Genomic DNA, 19,697 nt, shown 5'->3' on the forward strand with positions numbered 1-19,697 from the left:
TCGCGCGCGAAAGTGTCGCCGATGTCGGAGGTCGGTGCCAGGCTGAGATCTGCGGTCATCGCGACCGCGATCGAACCTCCGGAGGGTCCCGTGCTCGGCAAACTCCTCATCCGCTACCTGTCGAGGTACCGGTGGCTGTTGGTCGCCATCCTGGTGTTCCAGGCCGCCTCGGCCATGGCGACGCTCTACCTCCCGCGTCTGAATGCCGACATCATCAACCTCGGCGTCGCGCGGGGCGACACCGGGTTCATCTGGTCGCGCGGCGGGTTCATGCTCGCGATCTCGCTCGGGCAGATCGTGGCATCCGTGATCGCCACCTACTTCGCCGCGCGCGCCGCGATGGCCGCCGGCCGCGACATCCGCCGTGACGTCTTCGAACGCGTGAGCGGTTTCTCCGAGCGCGAGCTGTCGCAGTTCGGGGCCGGATCCCTCATCACACGCAACACCAACGACGTGCAGCAGGTGCAGATGCTCGCGATGATGGGCGCCACCATGCTGGTGAGCGCTCCGCTGCTCGCGATCGGCGGCGTCGTCATGGCGCTGCAGCAAGACGTCGGGCTCAGTTGGCTGATCGCCGTCGCGGTGCCGGTGCTGCTGGTCGCCGCCGGTCTCATCATCGCCCGGATGGTGCCGCTCTTCCGCAGCTACCAGTCCAAGCTCGACGGCGTGAACCGGGTCATGCGCGAGCAGCTGACGGGAGTCCGCGTGGTGCGGGCGTTCGTGCGCGAGCGCATCGAAGAGGAGCGCTTCCGTCGGGCGAACACCGACATCCTCGTCGTCGGCCGCAAGGTCGGCTCTCTCTTCGTGCTCCTCTTCCCGCTCGCCATGCTCGTGCTGAACGTCACGGTCGTGGGCGTGATCTGGTTCGGTGGCATCCAGGTCGACGCCGGAGGGGTCGAGATCGGCACTCTCTTCGCCTTCATCCAGTACGTCGCGCAGATTCTCGGCGGTGTGCTCATGGCGAGCTTCATGACGGTGATGATCCCGCGCGCCGCCGTCTCCGCCGAGCGCATCGGCGAGGTGCTCGACAGCCGCTCGACGCTCACGCGCCCCGACGTTCCCGTCCGCTCTTTCCCCGAGCCCGGAGCCGTGGAGTTCGACGACGTGTCGTTCGCGTACCCGGGGGCGGAGTCCCCGGTGGTCGCGGGCGTCTCCTTCCGCGCGGAGCCCGGCGAGACCGTCGCGATCGTCGGCTCCACCGGTTCGGGCAAGACGACCCTCGTCTCACTCATCCCGCGTCTGTTCGACGTGACCGGCGGCGCGGTGCGCGTGGGCGGGGTCGACGTGCGCGAGGCCGATCTCGACGAACTGTGGAAGGGCATCGGGCTCGTTCCGCAGCGGCCGTTCCTGTTCAGCGGCACCGTGGCCTCCAACCTCCGGTTCGGGCGCGAAGACGCCACCGACGACGAGCTGTGGCGCGCGCTCGAGATCGCGCAGGGGCGCGACTTCGTCGAGGCCATGGACGGCCAGCTCGAGGGGCGCATCGCGCAGGGCGGAACGAACGTCTCGGGCGGGCAGCGTCAGCGTCTCGCGATCGCCCGGGCCATCGTGCACCGGCCGCGCGTTCTCGTCTTCGACGACTCCTTCTCGGCCCTCGACCTGACCACCGACGCGCGACTGCGGGCGGCGCTGTGGGAGGAGCTGCCGGAGGTGACGAAGATCGTGGTCGCGCAGCGCGTCTCGACCATCACGGGGGCCGACCGCATCGTCGTGCTCGAAGACGGGCGGATGGCCGGACTCGGCACGCACGACGAGCTGTTGCGCACGAGTCCCACCTACAGAGAGATCGTCGAATCGCAGCTGGGAGTGGAAGCATGAGCGCGCCCGACGCCCTCACCGACGAAGACCGCGCCGAGCTCGAGCTCGCCGAGCAGGCGCGGCAGAACTCGGGCGACTGGAACAGCGTCGCCCCGGGCAAAGCGGCGGCGTTCGGGCCGAGCTTCCGGCGCATGATCGGCCTGCTGCGACCCTACGCCTGGGCATTCGCACTGGTGTCCGCCCTCGGCGCGCTCGGCGTCGTGCTCGCCGTGCTCGCGCCCCGCGTGCTGGGCGATGCGACCAACATCATCTTCGAGGGCGTGGTGTCGCGCGGGCTGGGCGAGGCCTTCCCCGCCGGCACCTCGAAAGAGACCGTCGTCGAGGCGCTGCGCGCCTCGGGGCAGACCGACATCGCCAACATCGTCTCGGCGATGAACACCTTCCAGGTCGGCGCGGGAGTCGACTTCGACGCGCTGCGCGTCGTGATCGTGACCGTGCTGGCGATCTACGTCGGATCGTCGCTGCTCTCGTGGATCCAGGGCTACGTGATCAACGTCATCATGGTGCGCACGATGTGGCGGCTGCGCGAAGACGTCGAGGCGAAGATCAACCGCCTGCCCCTGTCGTACTTCGACAAGGTGCAGCGCGGAGAGCTGTCTCGCGCGTGACGAACGACATCGACAACATCACGCAGACCATGCAGCAGTCGCTCTCGAGCGCCCTGACCTCGGTGCTGACGGTCGTCGGCGTGCTCATCATGATGTTCACGATCTCGTGGCAGCTCGCGCTCGTCGCGCTGGTGTCGCTCCCGCTGATGGCCGTGATCTTCGGCGTCATCGGCCCGAAGTCGCAGAAGGCGTTCGGCGAGCAGTGGAAGAAGGTCGGCCGTCTCAACGCCCGCGTCGAGGAGTCGTTCTCGGGGCACGCGCTGGTCAAGGTCTACGGGCGCGAGAAGGACGCGCGCGAGAAGTTCGAGATCGAGAACGAGGAGCTCTACCGGGCGAGCTTCACGGCCCAGTTCCTCTCCGGCATGATCATGCCGGGCATGATGTTCGTCGGAAACCTCACCTACGTCGGCATCGCCGTCCTCGGCGGACTGATGGTGGCGGGCGGACAGATCCGTCTCGGTGACGTGCAGGCGTTCATCCAGTACTCCCAGCAGTTCACGCAGCCGCTGTCGCAGCTGGGCGGCATGGCCGCCGTCGTGCAGTCGGGCACCGCCTCGGCGGAGCGCGTCTTCGCCCTGCTCGACGCCGACGAGCAGGAGGCCGACGCGGCAGACGCACCCGCCGCGCCAGAGGGTCGCGGTGTCATCGAGTTCGAGAACGTGCGCTTCTCGTACACGCCGGAGCGACCCCTCATCACCGACCTGTCGTTCCGGGTCGAACCCGGCCAGACCGTCGCGATCGTCGGACCCACCGGGGCCGGCAAGACCACCCTGGTCAACCTCATCATGCGGTTCTACGAACTCGACGGCGGGCGCATCCTGCTCGACGGCCAAGACATCGCCGAACTGCGGCGCGACGACGTGCGCTCGCGCACGGGCATGGTGCTGCAGGATCCGTGGCTGTTCGCGGGATCCATCCGCGACAACATCCGCTACGGCCGCGAGAGCGCCACCGATGACGAGATCGTCGAGGCCGCGGTGGCCACCCGAGTCGACCAGTTCGTGCACTCCCTGCCGGAGGGCTACGACACCGTCCTCGACGAAGACGCCGCGAACGTCTCGGCGGGAGAGAAGCAGCTCATCACGATCGCCCGGGCCTTCGTCGCCCGGCCGTCGGTGCTGATCCTCGACGAGGCGACGTCGTCCGTCGACACACGCACCGAGCTCCTCCTGCAGCAGGCCATGGCCGCGCTGCGCGAGGGTCGCACGTCCTTCGTCATCGCCCACCGGCTCTCCACGATCCGCGACGCCGACCTCATCCTCGTGATGGAGCACGGCGACATCGTCGAGAAGGGCACGCACGACGAGCTCATCGCCGCGCAGGGCGCGTACTACCGGCTCTACCGGTCGCAGTTCGAGCAGGCTGCGGCCGACCTCGACGCGGCCGAGTCGACAGCGCAGCACCCCGACCAGCGGCGTGCGCCCGTCAGTGGAGACAGTGAAGCGGTCTCGGCGATGGCGGCGGCGGCATCTGAGGTGGTCGTCCCCGCGGGGGTCGATGGTCCACCGCGTCCGGCGAACGGTTCCCCGTCGACGGAGGGTCGCTGACGGGGCCGGGTTGCGCTGTCGAGTCGGGGTCGTGCCCGTAGCGCGGCCACGCTCCCGAGTCGGGGTCGCGCCCGCGGCGCGGCTACGACTCCCGAGTCGGGGTCGCGCCCGCAGCGCGGGCACGCTCCCGAGCCGGGGTGGCACCCGCAGCGCGGCGCCGCCCGCCCGAGCCGCCGCCCGCAGCGCGGCGCCGCTCGCCCGAGCCGCCGCCCGCCCGAGCCGCCGCTCGCCCGAGCCGCCGCCCGCCCGAGCCGCCGCTCGCCCGAGCCGCTGCCCGCTCGATGAGGGGGCGGATACGGTTCACCTCCCCGCGCCTGTGAGCGGCTCCCGGGAGGGCAAAACCCGCCCGGGTACAGTGGACGGACGCATGCACCGCATCATGCGAACCGCCCGCCGCACAGAATAGGCCTCACCACTCGTGACCACTCCTGCGACGCCCGCCGACGATCCCGCGCCCTCCGCCGCGTCCCCCTCCTCCGGCGCGACCGCCGACCGTCCGCTCAAGATCCTCATCGGCGCCGACACGTTCCTGCCCCACGTCAACGGCGCCGCACGCTTCGCCGAGCGCCTCGCGGCGGGCCTCGTCGCCCGGGGACATGACGTCCACGTCGCCGCGCCGAGCATCGGTCACCGTAACGCCGGCACCGCGATCGAGACAATCGAGGGGCAGCCGATGATGATGCACCGGCTGCCGGCGTTCCGCTTCCTGCCGCACGACTGGATCACCTACGTGCTGCCGTGGCGCTCCAAGCACTACGCCCGCATCGTCCTCGACGAGATCAAGCCTGACGTCGTGCACATCCAGTCGCACATCGTGATCGGGCGCGGTCTCGCCCGCGAGGCGCGCAAGCGCGGCATCCCGGTCGTCGCCACCAATCACGTCATGGCCGAGAACATCCTCGACTTCACGACGCTGCCCGACTGGCTCGACCGCATCTTCGTCAAGCTCGCGTGGGCCGACGCCGAGCGCACCTTCAAGATGACGCGCGCCGTGACCACGCCCACGCGCAAGGCGGCAGACTTCCTCGAGTCGACGATCGACATCGACGGGGTCATCCCGATCTCGTGCGGCATCGACCGCTCGAACTACCGGCCCGACCTCACCCCGCGCGACGCCAACCGCATCCTCTTCGTCGGCCGACTGACCACCGAGAAGCACATCGACGTGGTGCTGGCCGCCCTCGCGAAGCTCGACCCCGCGCTCGACGTCACCTTCGACATCGTCGGCGGCGGCGACCAGCGCGCCAAGCTCGAGGCCCTCGCGCAGCAGCTCGGCGTCGCCGCCCGCGTGACCTTCCACGGACACGCCTCCGACGACGACCTCCGCGACCTGTACTCGCGCGCGAGCGTCTTCGCGATCGCCTCGATCGCGGAGCTGCAGTCGATCGCGACGATGGAGGCCATGGCATCCGGTCTGCCGATCGTGGCCGCGAACGCCGTCGCCCTGCCGCACCTCGTGCACGAGGGCGAGAACGGCTACCTCTTCACCCCGGGCGATGCCGACGAGCTCGCCGCGCGCCTGACCGACGTACTCACCGCGGCGCCCGAGGAGCGCCGTCGCATGCAGCAGGCGTCGCTCGACGCCGTCGCCGTGCACGACATCACCCGCACCCTCGACACGTTCGAAGCGCTGTATCGCGGTCGCCCGCTGCCGGAGTGACCGCGTGCACGTGGTGATGTTCGCCGACCAGCACCTCGAGTCGCTCGGCGGTGCGCAGGTGTCGATGCGCCTGCAGAAGCGGTTCCTCGAACGCGCCGGGCACGTGGTCACCGTCGTCGCTCCGCGCCTCCACCGCCCGGCATCCGACGATCCGGCCTACCTCGACCTCCCCTCGATCGCCATCACCCCCGACCGCGAGTACGCGCTCACGTGGCCGGGCGCGCGCACGGATCGGTTCCTGGATGCCGAGATGGGGGCGCGCCTCCCGGTCGACGTCGTGCACGTGCAGGCGGACTTCTGGGGCGCGTTCATCGGCCACCGGTATGCGGCCCGGCACGGGCTGCCCGTGGTGCACACGATGCACAACCGTGTCGACGTCGGGATCGAGGCGACCGCGCCGTTCCCCGGCCTGGTGCTCCGCGCGCTCAACGCGTGGGCCCGCCGCGCGCTGCCCGCCGTGCGGTCGCGGAACGGGGCTCAGCCATCGGCCCGCCGTGATCCCGGTTCCGCGCCGGCGCGCGATGAGGACGGGGCTGATCCGCGCGATTCCGCGAGCTCACCGTCGGCCGCTTCGTCGTCGCGCGTCGACGGGTGGGCCTTCCTGCATCGGCTGGCCCGTCTCTCGCGCGCGGTCACGGCGCCCTCCGCACACTTCGCGCGCCGCCTGGAACAGCACGGGGTGGCCGCGTCGGTCGACGTCATCTGGAACGGCATCGACGACGATGTGCTCGACGCCGCCCTCGCCTTCGGCCCCTCCGCGCGCCGCCCCGGCCGTCCGCGCTTCGTCTGGCTCGGGCGCATGAGCCCCGAGAAGCGCCTGCTGCCCTTCCTCGAGGCCGTTGCGGCATCCGGGATCGATGCCGAGGTCGAGGTCATCGGCGGGGGCGCGCAGCTCGCCGCCGCGCGGCGGTTCGTCGAGCGGGCCCGGCCGACGGCGGCGGTCACCTTCGCCGGACGACTGCCCTACGCCGAGACCCTCGCGCGCCTCGCCGACGCCGACGCGGTGGTGCAGACGTCGATCGGCTTCGAGACGCAGGGCATGACGGTCTTCGAGGCGGCGTCGCTCGGGACCCCCGCCGTCGTGAGCGATCCCGACATCGCGGCCGAGCTCGGCGGCGGGGTCTGGGCGGTGACGGATGCCACGGTGCCCGCGCTCGCGGAGGCCCTGCGTCGCGCCGCCGCCGACATCGCCGCGGGATCGCCCGTGCGACCGCACCCCTCGATCGCGGAGCGGTTCCGCCAGTCGTCCCGCACCGCGGCGATGGTCGGGGTGTACGAGCGGGCCGTCCGCACCGGTCGCTGAGACCCGGATCCCATCTGCCGGGGCGGCGCGCGCGTCGGACGGGAGGCGTGGCCGTGGCGTCTTCGGGGCGGAGCTAGTGGGCTCCGGCCGGACGCGCGGGTCGAGCCGCGCGCGAGGTCTCGGCCGCGGGGGAGGGGAGCGGTTTCGCCTCGTCGCGGCTCGCGGTCGACGCGGATGCCGCGCTCTCGCGGGGTGCGGCGGCGGGGATCCGGGTCGGATCGGTGGGGATGCGGCCGTACCCATCGGTGCGCATCAGCCACACCGTGCCGATGATTCCGGCGAGGGACAGGAAGCCGAGAGCGATGAAATATGCCATGGCAGAAAAGCTACGGGTAGAGGAATCATGCCGACGAGTGGCATGATGGACGCACTTCGCAAGATTCCTGCCACACCGGAGGTGCGCATGCGCTCGGTCGCCGTCGTCGTCCAGCCGGGGTTCGCCCCGTTCGAATTCGGGCTCGCGTGCGAGGCCTTCGGTCTCGATCGCAGCGACGACGGCATCCCGAACTTCGACTTCCGCATCGTCGCCCCCGACCCGGGCGTCGTCCCCGCGAACATCGGCTTCTCGCTGAACGTCGAGCACGGTCTGGAGGCCGCGCGCGACGTCGACATCCTCGTGCTCGCACCGATCCCCCGCGCGCAATGGGATCGCGTCGACGAGCGCGTCGTCGAGGTGGTCCGTGCCGCGCACGCCCGCGGCGCGTGGCTGCTCAGCGTGTGCAGCGGGGCGTTCGTGATCGCGGCAGCCGGGGTGCTCGACGGCAAGCGCGCGACCACCCACTGGCGCTACGCCGACACGATGGCGCGCATGTACCCGCGGATCGACGTCGATCCCGACGTGCTCTACGTGCAGTCCGACAACATCATCACCAGCGCCGGCACGGCCGCGGGGCTGGACGCCTGCCTGCACCTGCTCCGCCAAGAGCTCGGTTCCGAACTCGCCAACCGCATCGCCCGGCGGATGGTCGTCGCCCCGCAGCGCGACGGCGGTCAGGCGCAGTTCATCGCCTCGCCGATCCCGATCGACACCTCGCTCTCCCTCGCGCCGGTCACCGAGTGGATGCTGCAGAACCTGGGCGCCGAGCTGTCGGTCGATCGTCTCGCCGCTCGCGCCCACATGTCGCCGCGCACCTTCGCGCGTCGCTTCAAGGCCGATCTCGGCGCGACGCCCGCGGCGTGGCTGGCGCGCCAGCGTCTGCTGCACGCGCAACGCCTGCTGGAGGAGACCGACCTCGGTCTCGACCGCATCGCCGCGGAGTGCGGTTTCGGGTCGGCCGCGGTGCTGCGGCAGAACTTCGCGCGCACGATGGGGCTGACGCCGACGGCGTACCGGGCGAGGTTCTCGTGCGCCGCGGACGCGGCATCCGGTTCCGTCCCCGCCGTCGCGGAGGCGATTCCGGCCTGACCACCGAGCGCGCGCAACGGCCCCGCCCGGAGAAGGGGCGGGGCCATTGCGGGATGCGTCAGGACGCGGGGGTGAAGAACGGATTCGACGGTGCGGTGCGCGCGGCGAGAACGTCCTCGGTCGCGGGCAGCGAACGGGCGCCGTTGCGGATCGCCTCACGCGCCGCCTGGCGGTTGTTGCGGTAGATCTGCTCCGCATCGGTGGCGGCCGGGTTGACCCACACCGCCGCGATCACCGCGTGGGTGTCGGCCCACTCGGCGGGGATCTCTCCGTCGGCGACGGCATCGGCGATCCCGGATGCCACCCCGGCTTGCGCCGGCCCCCAGATCAGCAGCCCGTGGGCGTCGCTTTCGGGCGCCGACTTGGTGACGAAGAGGGTCAGCGGCTTGACGGGCAGGGACGGACGCAGCACCGCCACGAAGGGGACGTGCCCCGCGCTCGGCGTCGCGAGAGCCGTGGCCCAGGCGGTGCCGGCGGGGCCGTCGCGATGCCCGAGCACCGTGTTGATGTGCGCGGCGTGCGCCCCTTCGCCGACGAAGCTCTCGCCGATCTGCACGTCGAGGCTCATCCGACGAGTCCCTGCTCCTTGAGCCAGTCGGTGGCGACGTCCTCGGGGTCTTCGCCGTCGACGTCGACGAGGGCGTTGAGCTTCTGCATCTCCTCGGTGGTCAGCAGCGGCGAGATCTCGGCGATCACGTCGGCGATCGCCGGGTACTTCTCGAGCGTCGACTGCTTGAGGGTGAAGGCGCCCTGGTAGACGGGGAAGAACTCCTTGTCGTCCTGCAGCACGACGAGATCAAGCGCGGGGATGCGACCGTCGGTCTGGAAGACCTCGCCGAAGTTGCAGTCGTCGCCCTTCTGCGTCGCGGTGTAGATCACGCCGGTGTCGAGCAGCGCCACGTTGGAGTCGGGCACGTTCAAGCCGTACGCGGTCTTCAGGCCCGGCCAGCCGTCGTCACGGGTGGAGAACTCGCTCTCGATGCAGAAGGTCTGCTCGTTCGCGGGGAGCTTCGCGACGTCGGAGAGTGTCTTGACGCCGAGCTCCTCGGCCTTGTCGGCGCGGATCGCGAAGGCGTAGGTGTTGTTGAGCGGAGCCGGGTCGAGCCACGCGATGCCCTTCGCCGCGTCGGCCTCCTTGGTGGCGGTGAACTGCGCCTCGGCCCCGGGCACGGGCGCGGTGTTGCCGTTGTAGGTGATCCACGAGGTGCCGGTGTACTCCCAGTACCCCAGGAACTCGTCGGTCTCGAGAGCCTGACGGACGTTGGCCGAGCCGACGAGCTTGGTGTTGGCCTCGACATCGGCCCCGCGGGCGTTGAGGAGCTGCGTGGTGATGTGGGCCAGGATGTATTGCTCGGAGAAGTCCTTCGAGCCGATCTGCCCGGTGAGTCCGGCGAGTTCGTCGCTGCCGCCGGCGGCGGAGCCGGAGCCGGACGAGCCGCCCGAACAGGCGGTGAGGGCCAGGACGCCGAGGGCCGCGACGGCGGTCAGCGAGAGAAGCGGACGACGCTTCATTGTGTCTCCTAAGGGTGGTGAGTGCGGTGGGTGATGCAGGGACGGTGGGGGCTCAGATGCCCTTGGGGGTCAGCAGGTCTTCGGCGACGCCGGCGACCCAGTCGATGAGCAGAGCGATGCAGGCCACGAGCACGGCACCGGTGACGAGCACGGGGTAGCGCTGGAGCTTGAGACCGTTGACGATCATGTCGCCGAGCCCGCCGGCGTTGATGAAGGTGGCGATGGTGGCCACGCCGACGCAGAACACCAGCGCGGTGCGAAGCCCCGCAAGGATCACCGGCACGGCGAGGGGGAGTTCGATCCGGGCGAGCACCTGCACGGGGGTCATCCCCATGCCCCGCGCCGACTCGCGGATCGCGCCGTCGACCTGCTCGATGCCGATCATGGTGTTGCGCAGCACGGGCAGGAACGCGTAGATCACGAGGGCGACGAGGGCGGTGGTGTACCCGGTCTGCCAGATGATCGCGAGAAGGATCACGACACCGACGGCCGGTGTCGCCTGGCCGATGTTCGCTAGCGCGAGCACGATCGCCTTGACCGTGCGCGACGGGGTCTTCGCGAGCAGGATGCCGACCGGGATGGCGAGCACCGCCACCAGGGCCGACGCCGCCACGGTGAGGCTGAGGTGCTCGCCGATGCGCAGGAACAGGTAGTCGGCGTTGAGGGTGCGCTGTTCGATCGAGTCGAGCGGCAGCGACGACACCCACAGGTACAGCGCGAGGAGCAGGACCACGACCACCGCGGGGGTGACGAAGCGCTTCCAGAGGCGCCGTCCGCCGCGCTGACGGCGCGAGGCCGCCAGGCGTGCGGCGCCGATGCTCTGGGTCTCGGTGGTGACGGTGGTCATCGCACGCCGCCCGGGCGGGAGATGTCGGCGACCTCGACGCCGAGGGCGGCCGAGATGCGCTCCATCGTCAGGGAGCCCACGGCCCGACCCTCGCGGTCGACGACGGCGACCGATGGGGAACCGGTGACCACGAGCAGGTCCAGGGCGTCGCGCAGGTTGTCGGCGACCGAGACGCGGGCGGCTCCGGCATCCGTCACCGGACCCAGGGGAGCCTCGCCGACGGGGATGAGCGCGAGGCGCTTGAGGGCCGCGCCGTGCCCGATGAACGAGCGCACGTAGTCGTTGGCCGGAGCGGCCAGGATCGCGGCGGGGGTGTCGAACTGCTCGATGCGGCTGCGCTCGGACAGCACGGCGATGCGGTCGCCCAGGCGGATGGCCTCGTCGAAGTCGTGGGTGACGAAGATGATCGTCTTGCCGATGGACTCCTGCAGGCGCAGGAACTCGGCCTGCAGACGCTCGCGGGTGATGGGGTCGGTCGCGCCGAAGGGCTCGTCCATCAGCATGACGGGCGGATCGGCGGCGAGGGCGCGTGCGACGCCGACGCGCTGCTGCTGGCCTCCCGAGAGCTGCCGCGGGTAGCGCTGGGCGAAGTCGCCGCTGAGCTGAACGGTCTCGAGCAGCTCTTCGACGCGGTCGGCGGTGCGCTTCTTCGACCAGCCGAGGAGCTTCGGGACGACGGCGATGTTCTCGCCGATCGTCATGTGCGGGAAGAGGCCGATCTGCTGGATGACGTAGCCGATGTGCCGACGCAGCTCGTTCGGATCGAGTGAGAGCACGTCGCGGCCGTCGATCGAGATGGTGCCCGAGGTGGGCTCGATGATGCGGTTGATCATCTTCATGGTCGTCGTCTTGCCGCAGCCCGAGGGCCCGACGAACATGATGAGCTCGCCCGGCTCGACGGTCATCGAGAATGCGTCGACCGCGGGGGTGGGCTGACCGGGATAGACCTTGGTCACGCTGTCGAGGCGGATGCCGACCCCCGAGGAGTCGCTCGCGGCGGCCGGTCGGGAAGTGGTGGTGGTGTCAGACACGGAGCCCCCTTGAGGTGGTGACGCGGGTGATGAAGACGAAGGCGGCATCCAGGAGCAGCGCCAGGACGATGACGCCGAGCGTTCCGGTGAGCGCGAAATTGAGGGCGTTGCGCGAACCGAGCGACGACAGGCCCATGAAGATGAACTGGCCGAGGCCCGGCCCGGCGACGTAGGCCGCGATGGCGGCGATGCCGACGGTCAGCTGCGCGGCGACGCGGACGCCGGTGAGGATGATGGGCCAGGCGATCGGCAGTTGCACCGACAGCAGGATCCGCGCGGGTGACATGCCCATACCCTTGGCGGATTCCATGATCGCGGGCGGGACCTCGCGCAGTCCCACGACGGTGTTCCGCACGATCGGCAGCAGCGAGTAGAACACGAGCGAGAACACCGTGGGCGTCCACCCGAGTCCGAGCACCGGGGTCAGCAGGGCCAGCAGCGCCAGCGACGGGATGGTCAGGGCGACGCCCGCGGCGGCGATCGTGACCGAGCGCGAGACCGGGCGGTTCCACACGGCGATGCCGATCGCGATGCCGATGACGGCGGCGATGGCGATGCTCAGCACGACGACGGCGACGTGCTGGAGCACGAGTTCGGCGATGTCGTCGCTGCGGCGGCCCCAGAAGGTGAAGAGTCCGCCGAGGTCGAAGTCGGACATGCGTCGCACTCCTCTCCTCATCGAGATGGGCCGCGGTTCACGGCTGCGGCTGACTGTACGGCTGGGGGGTTCTTATCCTCAACCGATGTTGTGCATATGGCAATCAGCGCGACCCGGAGGTGATCGCGTCGAAGCCCACGGCCCGTGAGAGGTCCTTCGCGCTGGATGCCACGAACCGGGCGAGAGCGTCGAGACGGTCGCCGATGCGGGTCTTGGGGGCGCTGACGTTCAGGGCGGCGACGATGCGTCCCGTGAAATCGCGCACGGGGGCGCTCGCGCCGACGACGCCGAGCTCGAGCTCCTCGTCGAGCAGGGCGTACCCGTTCGCCCGGATGCGGGCGAGCTCGGCGCGGAGGCTCTCGAGGTCGGAGACCACCTGTCGGTCGGCGGGTGGGCTCGGCAGCACCGAGAACCCCGCCGCGTGCGGGGGCACCGGCCCGACGATCGCCTGGTCCTGCCCGTGCTCGGCGTACCAGCGGGTGAGGGAGTCGTCGTCCCAGTCGCTCAGGAGGACGCGCCCCGAGGGCGTGCGCCAGGCGGCGGTCGTGATCCCCTCCCATCCGGTCGTGCGGAACTCGTGCGGGCTCAGCTCGCTGGCGATGGTGAGCACGTTGCCGCCGCGCAGCACGCACAGGTGCGTCGTCTCGCGGGCGCGCTGCGCCACCCGGCGCAGGATCGGCTGGGACTCGCGGGTGAGGGTGCTCTCGACGGTGAGGGCGGCGAGGGCGTACAGGCGCGCCCCCAGTCGGTAGGCGAGGGTGTTGTCGTCGCGGTCGACGAGACCCGCGTCGCCGAGGGTCGCGAGCGTGCGCGAGACGACGGCCTTGTCGCGACCCGTGATCTGCGCGACCCTCGACACACCGAGCCCGCCGGCGGCGACCGCTTCGGCGGATCCGAGGATCTCGAGGATCTCGACGTCGCGGGCCAGGCCCGAGGAATTGCGACGCGGGGTCGCCGTGGCATCTGTCATGGACCGGAACCCTAGCCCGTTGCCATATTCACATCAAGGGATGCTCACACGGCATCCTGCCTCTATCGTGGCCCTGCGGTCGCCACTGGCGGGCTCGAAGACGAGAGCCGCAGGAGCGCACCGCCCCCGATCCACGATCTCAAGGACTGGTCCCGTGACGAAGCGCACACTCACCGTCGGATTCATCGGCCTGGGCAGCATGGGCAGCGGGATGACCCGCAACCTCCAGGCATCCGGCTTCCCCCTCGTCGTCACCGACGTCCGCCCCGAAGCGGCGGCCGACGCCGTCGCGCGCGGCGCCGTCTGGGTCGACACCGCCGCCGAGGTGGCATCCCGCTCCGACCTGGTCATCACGATGCTGCCCACCCCGCGGCACGTCGACCAGGTGCTGCGCGGGCCCGACGGACTGCTCGGCGCCCTCCCGCAGGGCGGCACCTGGGTCGACATGTCGACCTCGGTGCCCGAGGTGGCCGAGCGCGCCCGCGCCGACCGCCCCGACCTCCACGTGCTCGACGCCCCCGTCAGCGGCATGTCGGTCGGCGCGGCCAACGGCACCCTGCAGATCTTCATCGGCGGCGAGGCCGACGACGTCGAGCGCCTGCGCGAGGTGTTCGAGGCGATGGGCGAGCCCGAGCGCATCCTGCACGTCGGCGGCCACGGCGCCGGCTACGCGGTCAAGCTCATGATCAACCAGCTGTGGTTCTCGCACCTGATCGCCACCGCCGAGGTGCTCTCGGTCGGCGTCAAGGCCGGGGTCGACCTCGAGGTGCTGCGCCGCGCCCTGGTCGCCAGCCCCGCCAACAGCAACTTCGTCGAGCACGACGTGCTGTCGATCCTCGACCACGGCGACTACGACGAGGGCTTCGCGCTGGCTCTCGCCTGCAAGGATCTCGGGCTGTCGAGCGACCTGGCCCGCTCGGTCGGGATGCCGTACGAGCTTTCGGGCCTCGTCGACCAGCAGTTCCGCCGCGCCAAGGCCATGTACGGCGAGCGCGCGGGCGAGATGGCGCCCTTCCGCCTTTACGAGGACCTGCTCGGCGAGCCCCTGCGCCGCGCCCAGGCGACCGCGGGGGTCGCGCGATGACCGACGAGCGCGCCTTCGTCGCCTCCCTGCCCACCGACCTCTTCATCGGCGGCGACTGGCGCCCGGCATCCACCGGGGACCGCTTCGACGTCATCGACCCCTCCACGGGCGACGTGCTCGCCACGGTCGCCGACGCGAGCGTCGCCGACGGCGACGCCGCCCTGGCCGCCGCCCACCGCGCGCAGGAGTCGTGGGGGCGCACCGCTCCGCGCGAGCGCGCCGAGATCCTGCGCCGGGCGTTCGACCTCGTCACCGCCCGCGCCGAGGACTTCGCTCTCGCCATGACCCTCGAGATGGGAAAGCCTCTCGCCGAGGCGCGGGGCGAGGTCGCCTACGGTGCGGAGTTCCTCCGCTGGTTCAGCGAAGAGGCCCCGCGCATCTCGGGTCGGTACTCCGTCGCCCCCGACGGTCGCAACCGCCTGCTCGTGGTGCAGCGCCCCGTGGGGCCGTGCCTGTTCATCACGCCGTGGAACTTCCCCCTCGCGATGGCCACGCGCAAGATCGCCCCCGCGATCGCGGCGGGCTGCACGATGGTGCTCAAGCCCGCCGCCCTCACCCCCCTCACGGCGCTGCTGTTCACCGAGGTGCTGCGCGAGGCGGGGCTGCCGGACGGCGTGCTCAACGTCATCCCCACCACCCACGCCGGAGCCGTCACCGGCCCGCTCGTTCAGGACCCGCGGCTGCGCAAGCTCTCGTTCACCGGCTCGACCGGTGTCGGGCAGCGACTGATCGCCGACTCGGCCGCCCAGGTGCTGCGCGTGTCGATGGAGCTCGGCGGAAACGCGCCCTTCCTCGTCTTCGAGGACGCGGACCTGGATGCCGCGGTCGAGGGCGCCGTGCTGACGAAGATGCGCAACGGCGGCGAGGCGTGCGTCGCCGCGAACCGCTTCCTCGTGCACCAGTCCGTGGCCGCGGAGTTCACCGAGCGCTTCGCGGCCCGCATCGGCGCATTCGTTCCCGCGCGCGGCACCGACCCCTCCTCGACGGTGGGGCCGCTCGTCGACGCCGCCACGCGCGACAAAGTCGCCTCGCTGGTCGAGGGAGCGGTCGCGCAGGGCGCCCGCGTCGCCGTCGGCGGGAGCGCGATCCCCGGGCCCGGCTACTTCTACCAGCCGACCGTCCTGGTCGACGTGCCCGCCGACGCCGACATCCTGCGCGAGGAGATCTTCGGCCCCGTCGCCCCGATCCTCACGTTCCGCGACGAGGACGAGGCGGTCCGCCTCGCCAACGACACGGAGTTCGGCCTGGTCTGCTTCGCCTACACGCGCGACCTCGATCGGGGCCTGCGCCTGGCGGAGCGCCTCGAGACGGGGATGCTCGGTCTGAACGCCGGCGTCGTGTCGAACCCCGCCGCGCCCTTCGGCGGCGTCAAGCAGTCGGGCCTCGGCCGCGAGGGCGGAGCCGAGGGCATCCACGAATACCTCGAGACCGTCTACGTCGGCATCGCCGACCCCTTCGCCTCCCGGAGCGCCTGATCGCATGGACATCACCGATTTCTCCACCGACTTCTTCTCGCTCGCCGGTCGCACCGCGATCGTCACGGGCGGCAACGGGGGCCTCGGGCGCGCGTTCTCGGTCGCGCTCGCCGCGGCCGGAGCGAACGTCTTCGTCCCCTCGCTCGTTGACGACGACGGCGAGACGGCGAGGCTCATCGAGGCGCACGGGCGCGAGTACGCGTTCGTGCAGTCCGACATCACGGCCGCCGGCGAGCCCGAGCGGGTCGTGACGGCCTGCGTCGACCGCTTCGGCGGGGTCGACGTGCTCGTCAACTCGGCCGGCATCAACCTCCTCAGCGAAGACGTCGTCGCCTTCGACCGCGCGAAGTGGGACCCGATGATCGCGGTCAACCTCACCGCGGCCTTCGACTTCGCCCGCGCCTCGGCCGAGGTCATGATCCCGAATCGCCGCGGCAAGATCATCAACATCGCCTCCCTCTTCTCGTTCCTCGGCGGGCGTCAGTCGCCCGCGTACGCGGCATCCAAGGCCGGCATCGTCGGGTTCACGAAGGCGTACGCCGACGAGCTGGGCGGTTTCGGCATCCAGGTCAACGCGGTCGCTCCGGGATACTTCGCGACCGCCCTCACCGAGAAGACCCGATCGGATGCCGCGGCCAACGCCCGCATCGTCGACCACGTCCCCGCGGGCCGGTGGGGGGACCCCGCCGATCTGATGGGCGCGGTCGTGTTCCTCGCCAGCCGCGCCAGCGACTACGTCACCGGGCACACGCTCGTCGTCGACGGCGGCTACCTGCTGCGCTGACCCGATACCCCCTCGATCAAGGAAGACCGACATGGCCGATTCCCGTTCCCCGCTGACCCGTTCCGACATCGCCGCGCGTCTCACGGACCTGCTCGGCGCCGAGGCCGTCGACACCCGTGAGGCCGAGCTGCGCGAAGCCAGCGTCGACCGCTTCAAGAAGTACTCCGCCGTCCACGGCATCTTCGACGGGCCGTTCCCCGCCGCCATCGTGTACCCGCGTTCGACCGAGGAGGTCGCCTCCGTGCTGCGGTTCGCGGACGAGAACCGGATCGCGATCGTCCCGCGCACCGGTCGCACGGCGACCGAGGGAGGACTCGAGACGGTGATCGCCGACACGATCGTGCTCGACGGATCGCGGATGGACGGCATCCTGAACATCGACACCGTCGACATGATGGTCACCGTCCAGTGCGGCGCCGGGCTGCAGCGCGTCGAGGACGAGCTGCGCGCGCAGGGGTACACGACCGGCCACTCGCCGCAGTCCAAGCCCCTCGCGCAGTACGGCGGTCTGGTCGCGACGCGCTCGATCGGGCAGTTCTCGACGCTCTACGGCGGGATCGAGGACATGGTCCTGGGGCTCGAGGCCGTGCTGGCCGACGGCACGGTCACGCGCATCAAGAACGTGCCGCGTCGCGCGGCGGGTCCCGACATCCGCCACCTCATCATCGGCAACGAGGGCGCGATGGCGTTCGTGACCGAGGTGACGGTCAAGATCTGGCCCTACACGCCCGAGAACAACCGGTTCTTCGGATTCCTCACCGAGGACTTCGGCGCGGGCATCGAGCTGCTGCGCGAACTCGTCACGCAGGGCTACCGCCCCTCGGTCGCGCGCGTGTACTCGCCCGAGGACGCCCGTCAGCACTTCGCCCACTTCCACGAGGGCAAGAGCGTCGTCGTGCTGGTCGCCGAGGGGCCGCGCCGTCTCGCCGACGCGACCGCCGAGGCCATCGCCGAGGCGGCCGAGGGCAAGCCTCTCGAGCGCGTCGACGACGCCCTGATCGCGTCGTGGTTCGACAACCTGAACTGGGGCCAGGACAAGATCGACCGCGAGAAGCGCGAGATGCTCGAGAAGGCCCACCTCGGGTACACGACCGAGGTGTCGGTCGACTGGTCGCGCGTGGTCGAGCTGTACGAATCCGTCATGCAGCGCGTGCGCCGCGAGTTCCCCCGCGCCGCCGATCTGACCATGCTCGGCGCGCACTCCTCGCACAGCTATCAGACCGGCACGAACCTCTACTTCGTGTACGACTACGACATCCACTGCGACCCGCGCGACGAGATCACCGAGTACCACGAGCCCCTCAACGCGATCGTCGTCGAAGAGGCGCTGCGCCTGGGCGGGTCGATGGTGCACCACCACGGCATCGGCAAGTACCGCACGGCCTGGACCGACGAGGAGCACGGCAGCGCCGTGGTGCTGCTCGAGCGCATGAAGGCCGCCCTCGATCCGAACGGCATCATGAACCCCGGCACGATCTTCGCCCTGGGGCGCTGATGCCCGTCGTCGTCGCGATCGACAACGGCTCGCAGTCGACGAAGGTGCTCGTCGTCGACGAGACGGGACGCGTGCGGGCGCAGGCGCGCGTGGGGCTCCGACCCTACGCGACGCCCGCGCCCGGGCGCAGCGTCCATCCCGACGACGACGTGTGGGACTCGATCGTGCGCGCCTGCCGCCTGGCGATGGACCGCTTCGGCGGCGACCCCGCCGAGGTGGTCGGCATCGGCCTGTGCACGATCCGCTTCTGCCGCGCGCTGATGCGCCCCGACGGCATGCTCGCCGAGCCGCTGTTGAGCTGGATGGACGAGCGCGTCGCGCGTCCGCACGTCGCCGCGCCCGACGTTGCGCACGTGACGACCTCGTCGGGATACATCGCGCACCGTCTCACGGGCGCATTCCGCGACGCCGCCGGCAACTATCAGGGGGTGTGGCCGATCGACCAGCGCTCGTGGCGGTGGTCGTCGGACCCGGATGTCGTGACGCAGACCGGCATGGACCCCATGCTGCTCAGCGAGCTCGTGGATCCCGGTGCCGAACTCGGCCGCGTGAGCGCGGAGGCGGCGGCGGCGACCGGCCTGCCCGCGGGCGTGCCGGTGTTCGCGACGTCGAACGACAAGGCCGTCGAGGCGCTCGGTGCGGGCCTGGCCTCGTCCGACGACGTGCTGCTGTCGTTCGGCACCTACATCGCGGCGATGACCGTGGCCGATGCCCCCGGTGGGGGAGCGGCGCACTGGGTGAACTTCGGCTCCCGCCCGGGCCAGTACCTCGCGGAGTCCACCGGCATCCGTCGCGGCATGTGGACCGTGAGCTGGTTGCGCGACCTGCTGCACCCGGTCGCCCCCGACGACGACATCTACGCGTTCGACCGCAGCCTCGGCGCCGAGGCGGAGGTGGTCGCTCCCGGATGCGACGGGGTCGCCGCCGTGCTGGACTGGCTCGCGCCCGGCGACGAACCGAACCGGCGCGGTGCCTTCGTCGGGTTCTCGGGCGCGCAGGGGCGCGGTCATCTCTACCGCGCCGTGCTGGAGGCCATCGCGTTCACGATGGCGGACCACATCGACGACATGGAGCGTGAACGCGGGCCCGTCGCGAGCGGCGTCATCGTGACCGGTGGCGGGGCGCAGTCGTCCCTGCTCGTGCAGATCGTCGCCGACGTGCTCGGGCGTCCCGTGCGCCGCGCGCTCGTCGACGACGCCGCGGGCATCGGCGCCGCGATCTGCGCGGCCGTGGGCGCGGGTCTTCATCCGGACTGGGATGCCGCGGTCGCGGCGATGTCCGGAACCGGCGCGCCCGTGCGGCCCGGGGTGCACGCCGACGCCTATCGGGCTCTCCGCCCCTGGCACCGCGGCATCCGTTCGCGTGTCGCCGACCTGTCGGACTGGATGGTCACGGCGCGCGCCTGACGCGTCGTCCGGACAACGGCCGCGGCTCTGCCGCGGCCGTTCGCCGTGCGCCCGGGGAACGCCCCGCTCCCGGCATCCATTGCCCCCGCCGACG

Annotated in this window: 16 protein-coding genes and 1 pseudogene; 10 read left to right on the plus strand and 7 right to left on the minus strand. The window is 71.0% G+C overall.

Annotated features, from left to right (window positions below; genetic code table 11):
* Positions 1 to 90 precede the first annotated feature (90 nt).
* The 4 genes and pseudogenes from AB1K56_RS12540 to AB1K56_RS12555 all read left to right on the plus strand — a co-directional run bounded on the left by AB1K56_RS12540 (position 91) and on the right by AB1K56_RS12555 (position 6,936).
* Positions 91 to 1,818, plus strand: a complete 1,728-nt coding sequence (locus AB1K56_RS12540; RefSeq protein ID WP_371205920.1) for an ABC transporter ATP-binding protein — start codon at positions 91 to 93, stop codon at positions 1,816 to 1,818.
* Positions 1,815 to 3,973 (plus strand): annotated as a pseudogene (locus AB1K56_RS12545) (ABC transporter ATP-binding protein). Before AB1K56_RS12540 ends, AB1K56_RS12545 begins: the two are co-directional and overlap by 4 nt.
* A gap of 418 nt (positions 3,974 to 4,391) precedes the next feature.
* The gene (locus tag AB1K56_RS12550; protein WP_371205921.1) at positions 4,392 to 5,633 is read left to right on the plus strand and encodes a glycosyltransferase; all 1,242 of its coding nucleotides are present in this window, start codon (positions 4,392 to 4,394) and stop codon (positions 5,631 to 5,633) included.
* A gap of 4 nt (positions 5,634 to 5,637) precedes the next feature.
* Positions 5,638 to 6,936, plus strand: coding sequence for a glycosyltransferase (locus tag AB1K56_RS12555; RefSeq protein WP_371205922.1), 1,299 nt, complete (start codon positions 5,638 to 5,640; stop codon positions 6,934 to 6,936).
* A 73-nt stretch (positions 6,937 to 7,009) separates the two neighbouring features.
* Here AB1K56_RS12555 and AB1K56_RS12560 read toward each other — a convergent pair whose 3' ends face one another.
* Positions 7,010 to 7,252 carry a hypothetical protein gene (locus AB1K56_RS12560; RefSeq protein WP_371205923.1) on the minus strand — a complete coding sequence of 81 codons (243 nt, stop codon included), beginning with the start codon at positions 7,250 to 7,252 and terminating at the stop codon, positions 7,010 to 7,012.
* A gap of 87 nt (positions 7,253 to 7,339) precedes the next feature.
* Between AB1K56_RS12560 and AB1K56_RS12565 the strand changes: the two genes are divergently transcribed.
* Positions 7,340 to 8,341 carry a GlxA family transcriptional regulator gene (locus AB1K56_RS12565; RefSeq protein ID WP_371205999.1) on the plus strand — a complete coding sequence of 334 codons (1,002 nt, stop codon included), beginning with the start codon at positions 7,340 to 7,342 and terminating at the stop codon, positions 8,339 to 8,341.
* A gap of 58 nt (positions 8,342 to 8,399) precedes the next feature.
* Here AB1K56_RS12565 and fae read toward each other — a convergent pair whose 3' ends face one another.
* The 6 genes from fae to AB1K56_RS12595 form a co-directional block, all read right to left on the minus strand.
* Positions 8,400 to 8,909 carry a formaldehyde-activating enzyme gene (fae, locus tag AB1K56_RS12570; RefSeq protein WP_136588009.1) on the minus strand — a complete coding sequence of 170 codons (510 nt, stop codon included), beginning with the start codon at positions 8,907 to 8,909 and terminating at the stop codon, positions 8,400 to 8,402.
* Positions 8,906 to 9,853, minus strand: a complete 948-nt coding sequence (locus AB1K56_RS12575) for a glycine betaine ABC transporter substrate-binding protein (protein ID WP_371205924.1) — start codon at positions 9,851 to 9,853, stop codon at positions 8,906 to 8,908. Before AB1K56_RS12575 ends, fae begins: the two co-directional genes overlap by 4 nt.
* 52 nt (positions 9,854 to 9,905) lie before the next feature.
* Positions 9,906 to 10,700: an ABC transporter permease gene (locus AB1K56_RS12580; protein ID WP_371205925.1), complete on the minus strand. Its 795-nt coding sequence runs from the start codon at positions 10,698 to 10,700 to the stop codon at positions 9,906 to 9,908.
* Entirely contained in the window at positions 10,697 to 11,731 is a 1,035-nt protein-coding gene (locus tag AB1K56_RS12585) for an ABC transporter ATP-binding protein (protein ID WP_371205926.1), read from the minus strand. The genes AB1K56_RS12580 and AB1K56_RS12585 overlap by 4 nt, the downstream gene beginning before the upstream one ends.
* On the minus strand, positions 11,724 to 12,389 hold the full coding sequence (locus AB1K56_RS12590; RefSeq protein ID WP_136588013.1) for an ABC transporter permease: 666 nt from the start codon (positions 12,387 to 12,389) through the stop codon (positions 11,724 to 11,726). The genes AB1K56_RS12585 and AB1K56_RS12590 overlap by 8 nt, the downstream gene beginning before the upstream one ends.
* Before the next feature lie 103 nt (positions 12,390 to 12,492).
* Complete coding sequence (locus tag AB1K56_RS12595; RefSeq protein WP_136588014.1) at positions 12,493 to 13,359, minus strand: IclR family transcriptional regulator; 867 nt, start codon at positions 13,357 to 13,359, stop codon at positions 12,493 to 12,495.
* A 154-nt stretch (positions 13,360 to 13,513) separates the two neighbouring features.
* On the opposite strand from AB1K56_RS12595, the gene AB1K56_RS12600 reads away from it, so the two are divergent.
* The 5 genes from AB1K56_RS12600 to AB1K56_RS12620 are packed head-to-tail and all read left to right on the plus strand — an operon-like array spanning position 13,514 to position 19,603.
* Positions 13,514 to 14,443 carry an NAD(P)-dependent oxidoreductase gene (locus tag AB1K56_RS12600; RefSeq protein WP_240752841.1) on the plus strand — a complete coding sequence of 310 codons (930 nt, stop codon included), beginning with the start codon at positions 13,514 to 13,516 and terminating at the stop codon, positions 14,441 to 14,443.
* Complete coding sequence (locus tag AB1K56_RS12605; RefSeq protein WP_371205927.1) at positions 14,440 to 15,918, plus strand: NAD-dependent succinate-semialdehyde dehydrogenase; 1,479 nt, start codon at positions 14,440 to 14,442, stop codon at positions 15,916 to 15,918. Before AB1K56_RS12600 ends, AB1K56_RS12605 begins: the two co-directional genes overlap by 4 nt.
* Before the next feature lie 4 nt (positions 15,919 to 15,922).
* Positions 15,923 to 16,702, plus strand: a complete 780-nt coding sequence (locus AB1K56_RS12610) for an SDR family oxidoreductase (protein WP_371205928.1) — start codon at positions 15,923 to 15,925, stop codon at positions 16,700 to 16,702.
* A 31-nt stretch (positions 16,703 to 16,733) separates the two neighbouring features.
* Positions 16,734 to 18,197, plus strand: a complete 1,464-nt coding sequence (locus AB1K56_RS12615) for an FAD-binding oxidoreductase (protein ID WP_371205929.1) — start codon at positions 16,734 to 16,736, stop codon at positions 18,195 to 18,197.
* Positions 18,197 to 19,603, plus strand: a complete 1,407-nt coding sequence (locus tag AB1K56_RS12620) for an FGGY-family carbohydrate kinase (protein ID WP_371205930.1) — start codon at positions 18,197 to 18,199, stop codon at positions 19,601 to 19,603. Before AB1K56_RS12615 ends, AB1K56_RS12620 begins: the two co-directional genes overlap by 1 nt.
* Positions 19,604 to 19,697 lie beyond the last annotated feature (94 nt).

The organism is Microbacterium sp. BWR-S6Y (genome assembly GCF_041379845.1).
Taxonomy (GTDB): Bacteria; Actinomycetota; Actinomycetes; order Actinomycetales; family Microbacteriaceae; genus Microbacterium; species Microbacterium hydrothermale.

Bases quoted from the DNA above. Each gene is read 5' to 3' on its own strand.
- AB1K56_RS12560 (WP_371205923.1), bottom strand. From the start codon at position 7,252: ATGGCATATTTCATCGCTCTCGGCTTCCTGTCCCTCGCCGGAATCATC.
- AB1K56_RS12565 (WP_371205999.1), top strand. From the start codon at position 7,340: ATGCGCTCGGTCGCCGTCGTCGTCCAGCCGGGGTTCGCCCCGTTCGAA.
- fae (WP_136588009.1), bottom strand. From the start codon at position 8,909: ATGAGCCTCGACGTGCAGATCGGCGAGAGCTTCGTCGGCGAAGGGGCG.
- AB1K56_RS12575 (WP_371205924.1), bottom strand. From the start codon at position 9,853: ATGAAGCGTCGTCCGCTTCTCTCGCTGACCGCCGTCGCGGCCCTCGGC.
- AB1K56_RS12580 (WP_371205925.1), bottom strand. From the start codon at position 10,700: ATGACCACCGTCACCACCGAGACCCAGAGCATCGGCGCCGCACGCCTG.
- AB1K56_RS12590 (WP_136588013.1), bottom strand. From the start codon at position 12,389: ATGTCCGACTTCGACCTCGGCGGACTCTTCACCTTCTGGGGCCGCCGC.
- AB1K56_RS12595 (WP_136588014.1), bottom strand. From the start codon at position 13,359: ATGACAGATGCCACGGCGACCCCGCGTCGCAATTCCTCGGGCCTGGCC.
- AB1K56_RS12605 (WP_371205927.1), top strand. From the start codon at position 14,440: ATGACCGACGAGCGCGCCTTCGTCGCCTCCCTGCCCACCGACCTCTTC.
- AB1K56_RS12610 (WP_371205928.1), top strand. From the start codon at position 15,923: ATGGACATCACCGATTTCTCCACCGACTTCTTCTCGCTCGCCGGTCGC.
- AB1K56_RS12615 (WP_371205929.1), top strand. From the start codon at position 16,734: ATGGCCGATTCCCGTTCCCCGCTGACCCGTTCCGACATCGCCGCGCGT.
- AB1K56_RS12620 (WP_371205930.1), top strand. From the start codon at position 18,197: ATGCCCGTCGTCGTCGCGATCGACAACGGCTCGCAGTCGACGAAGGTG.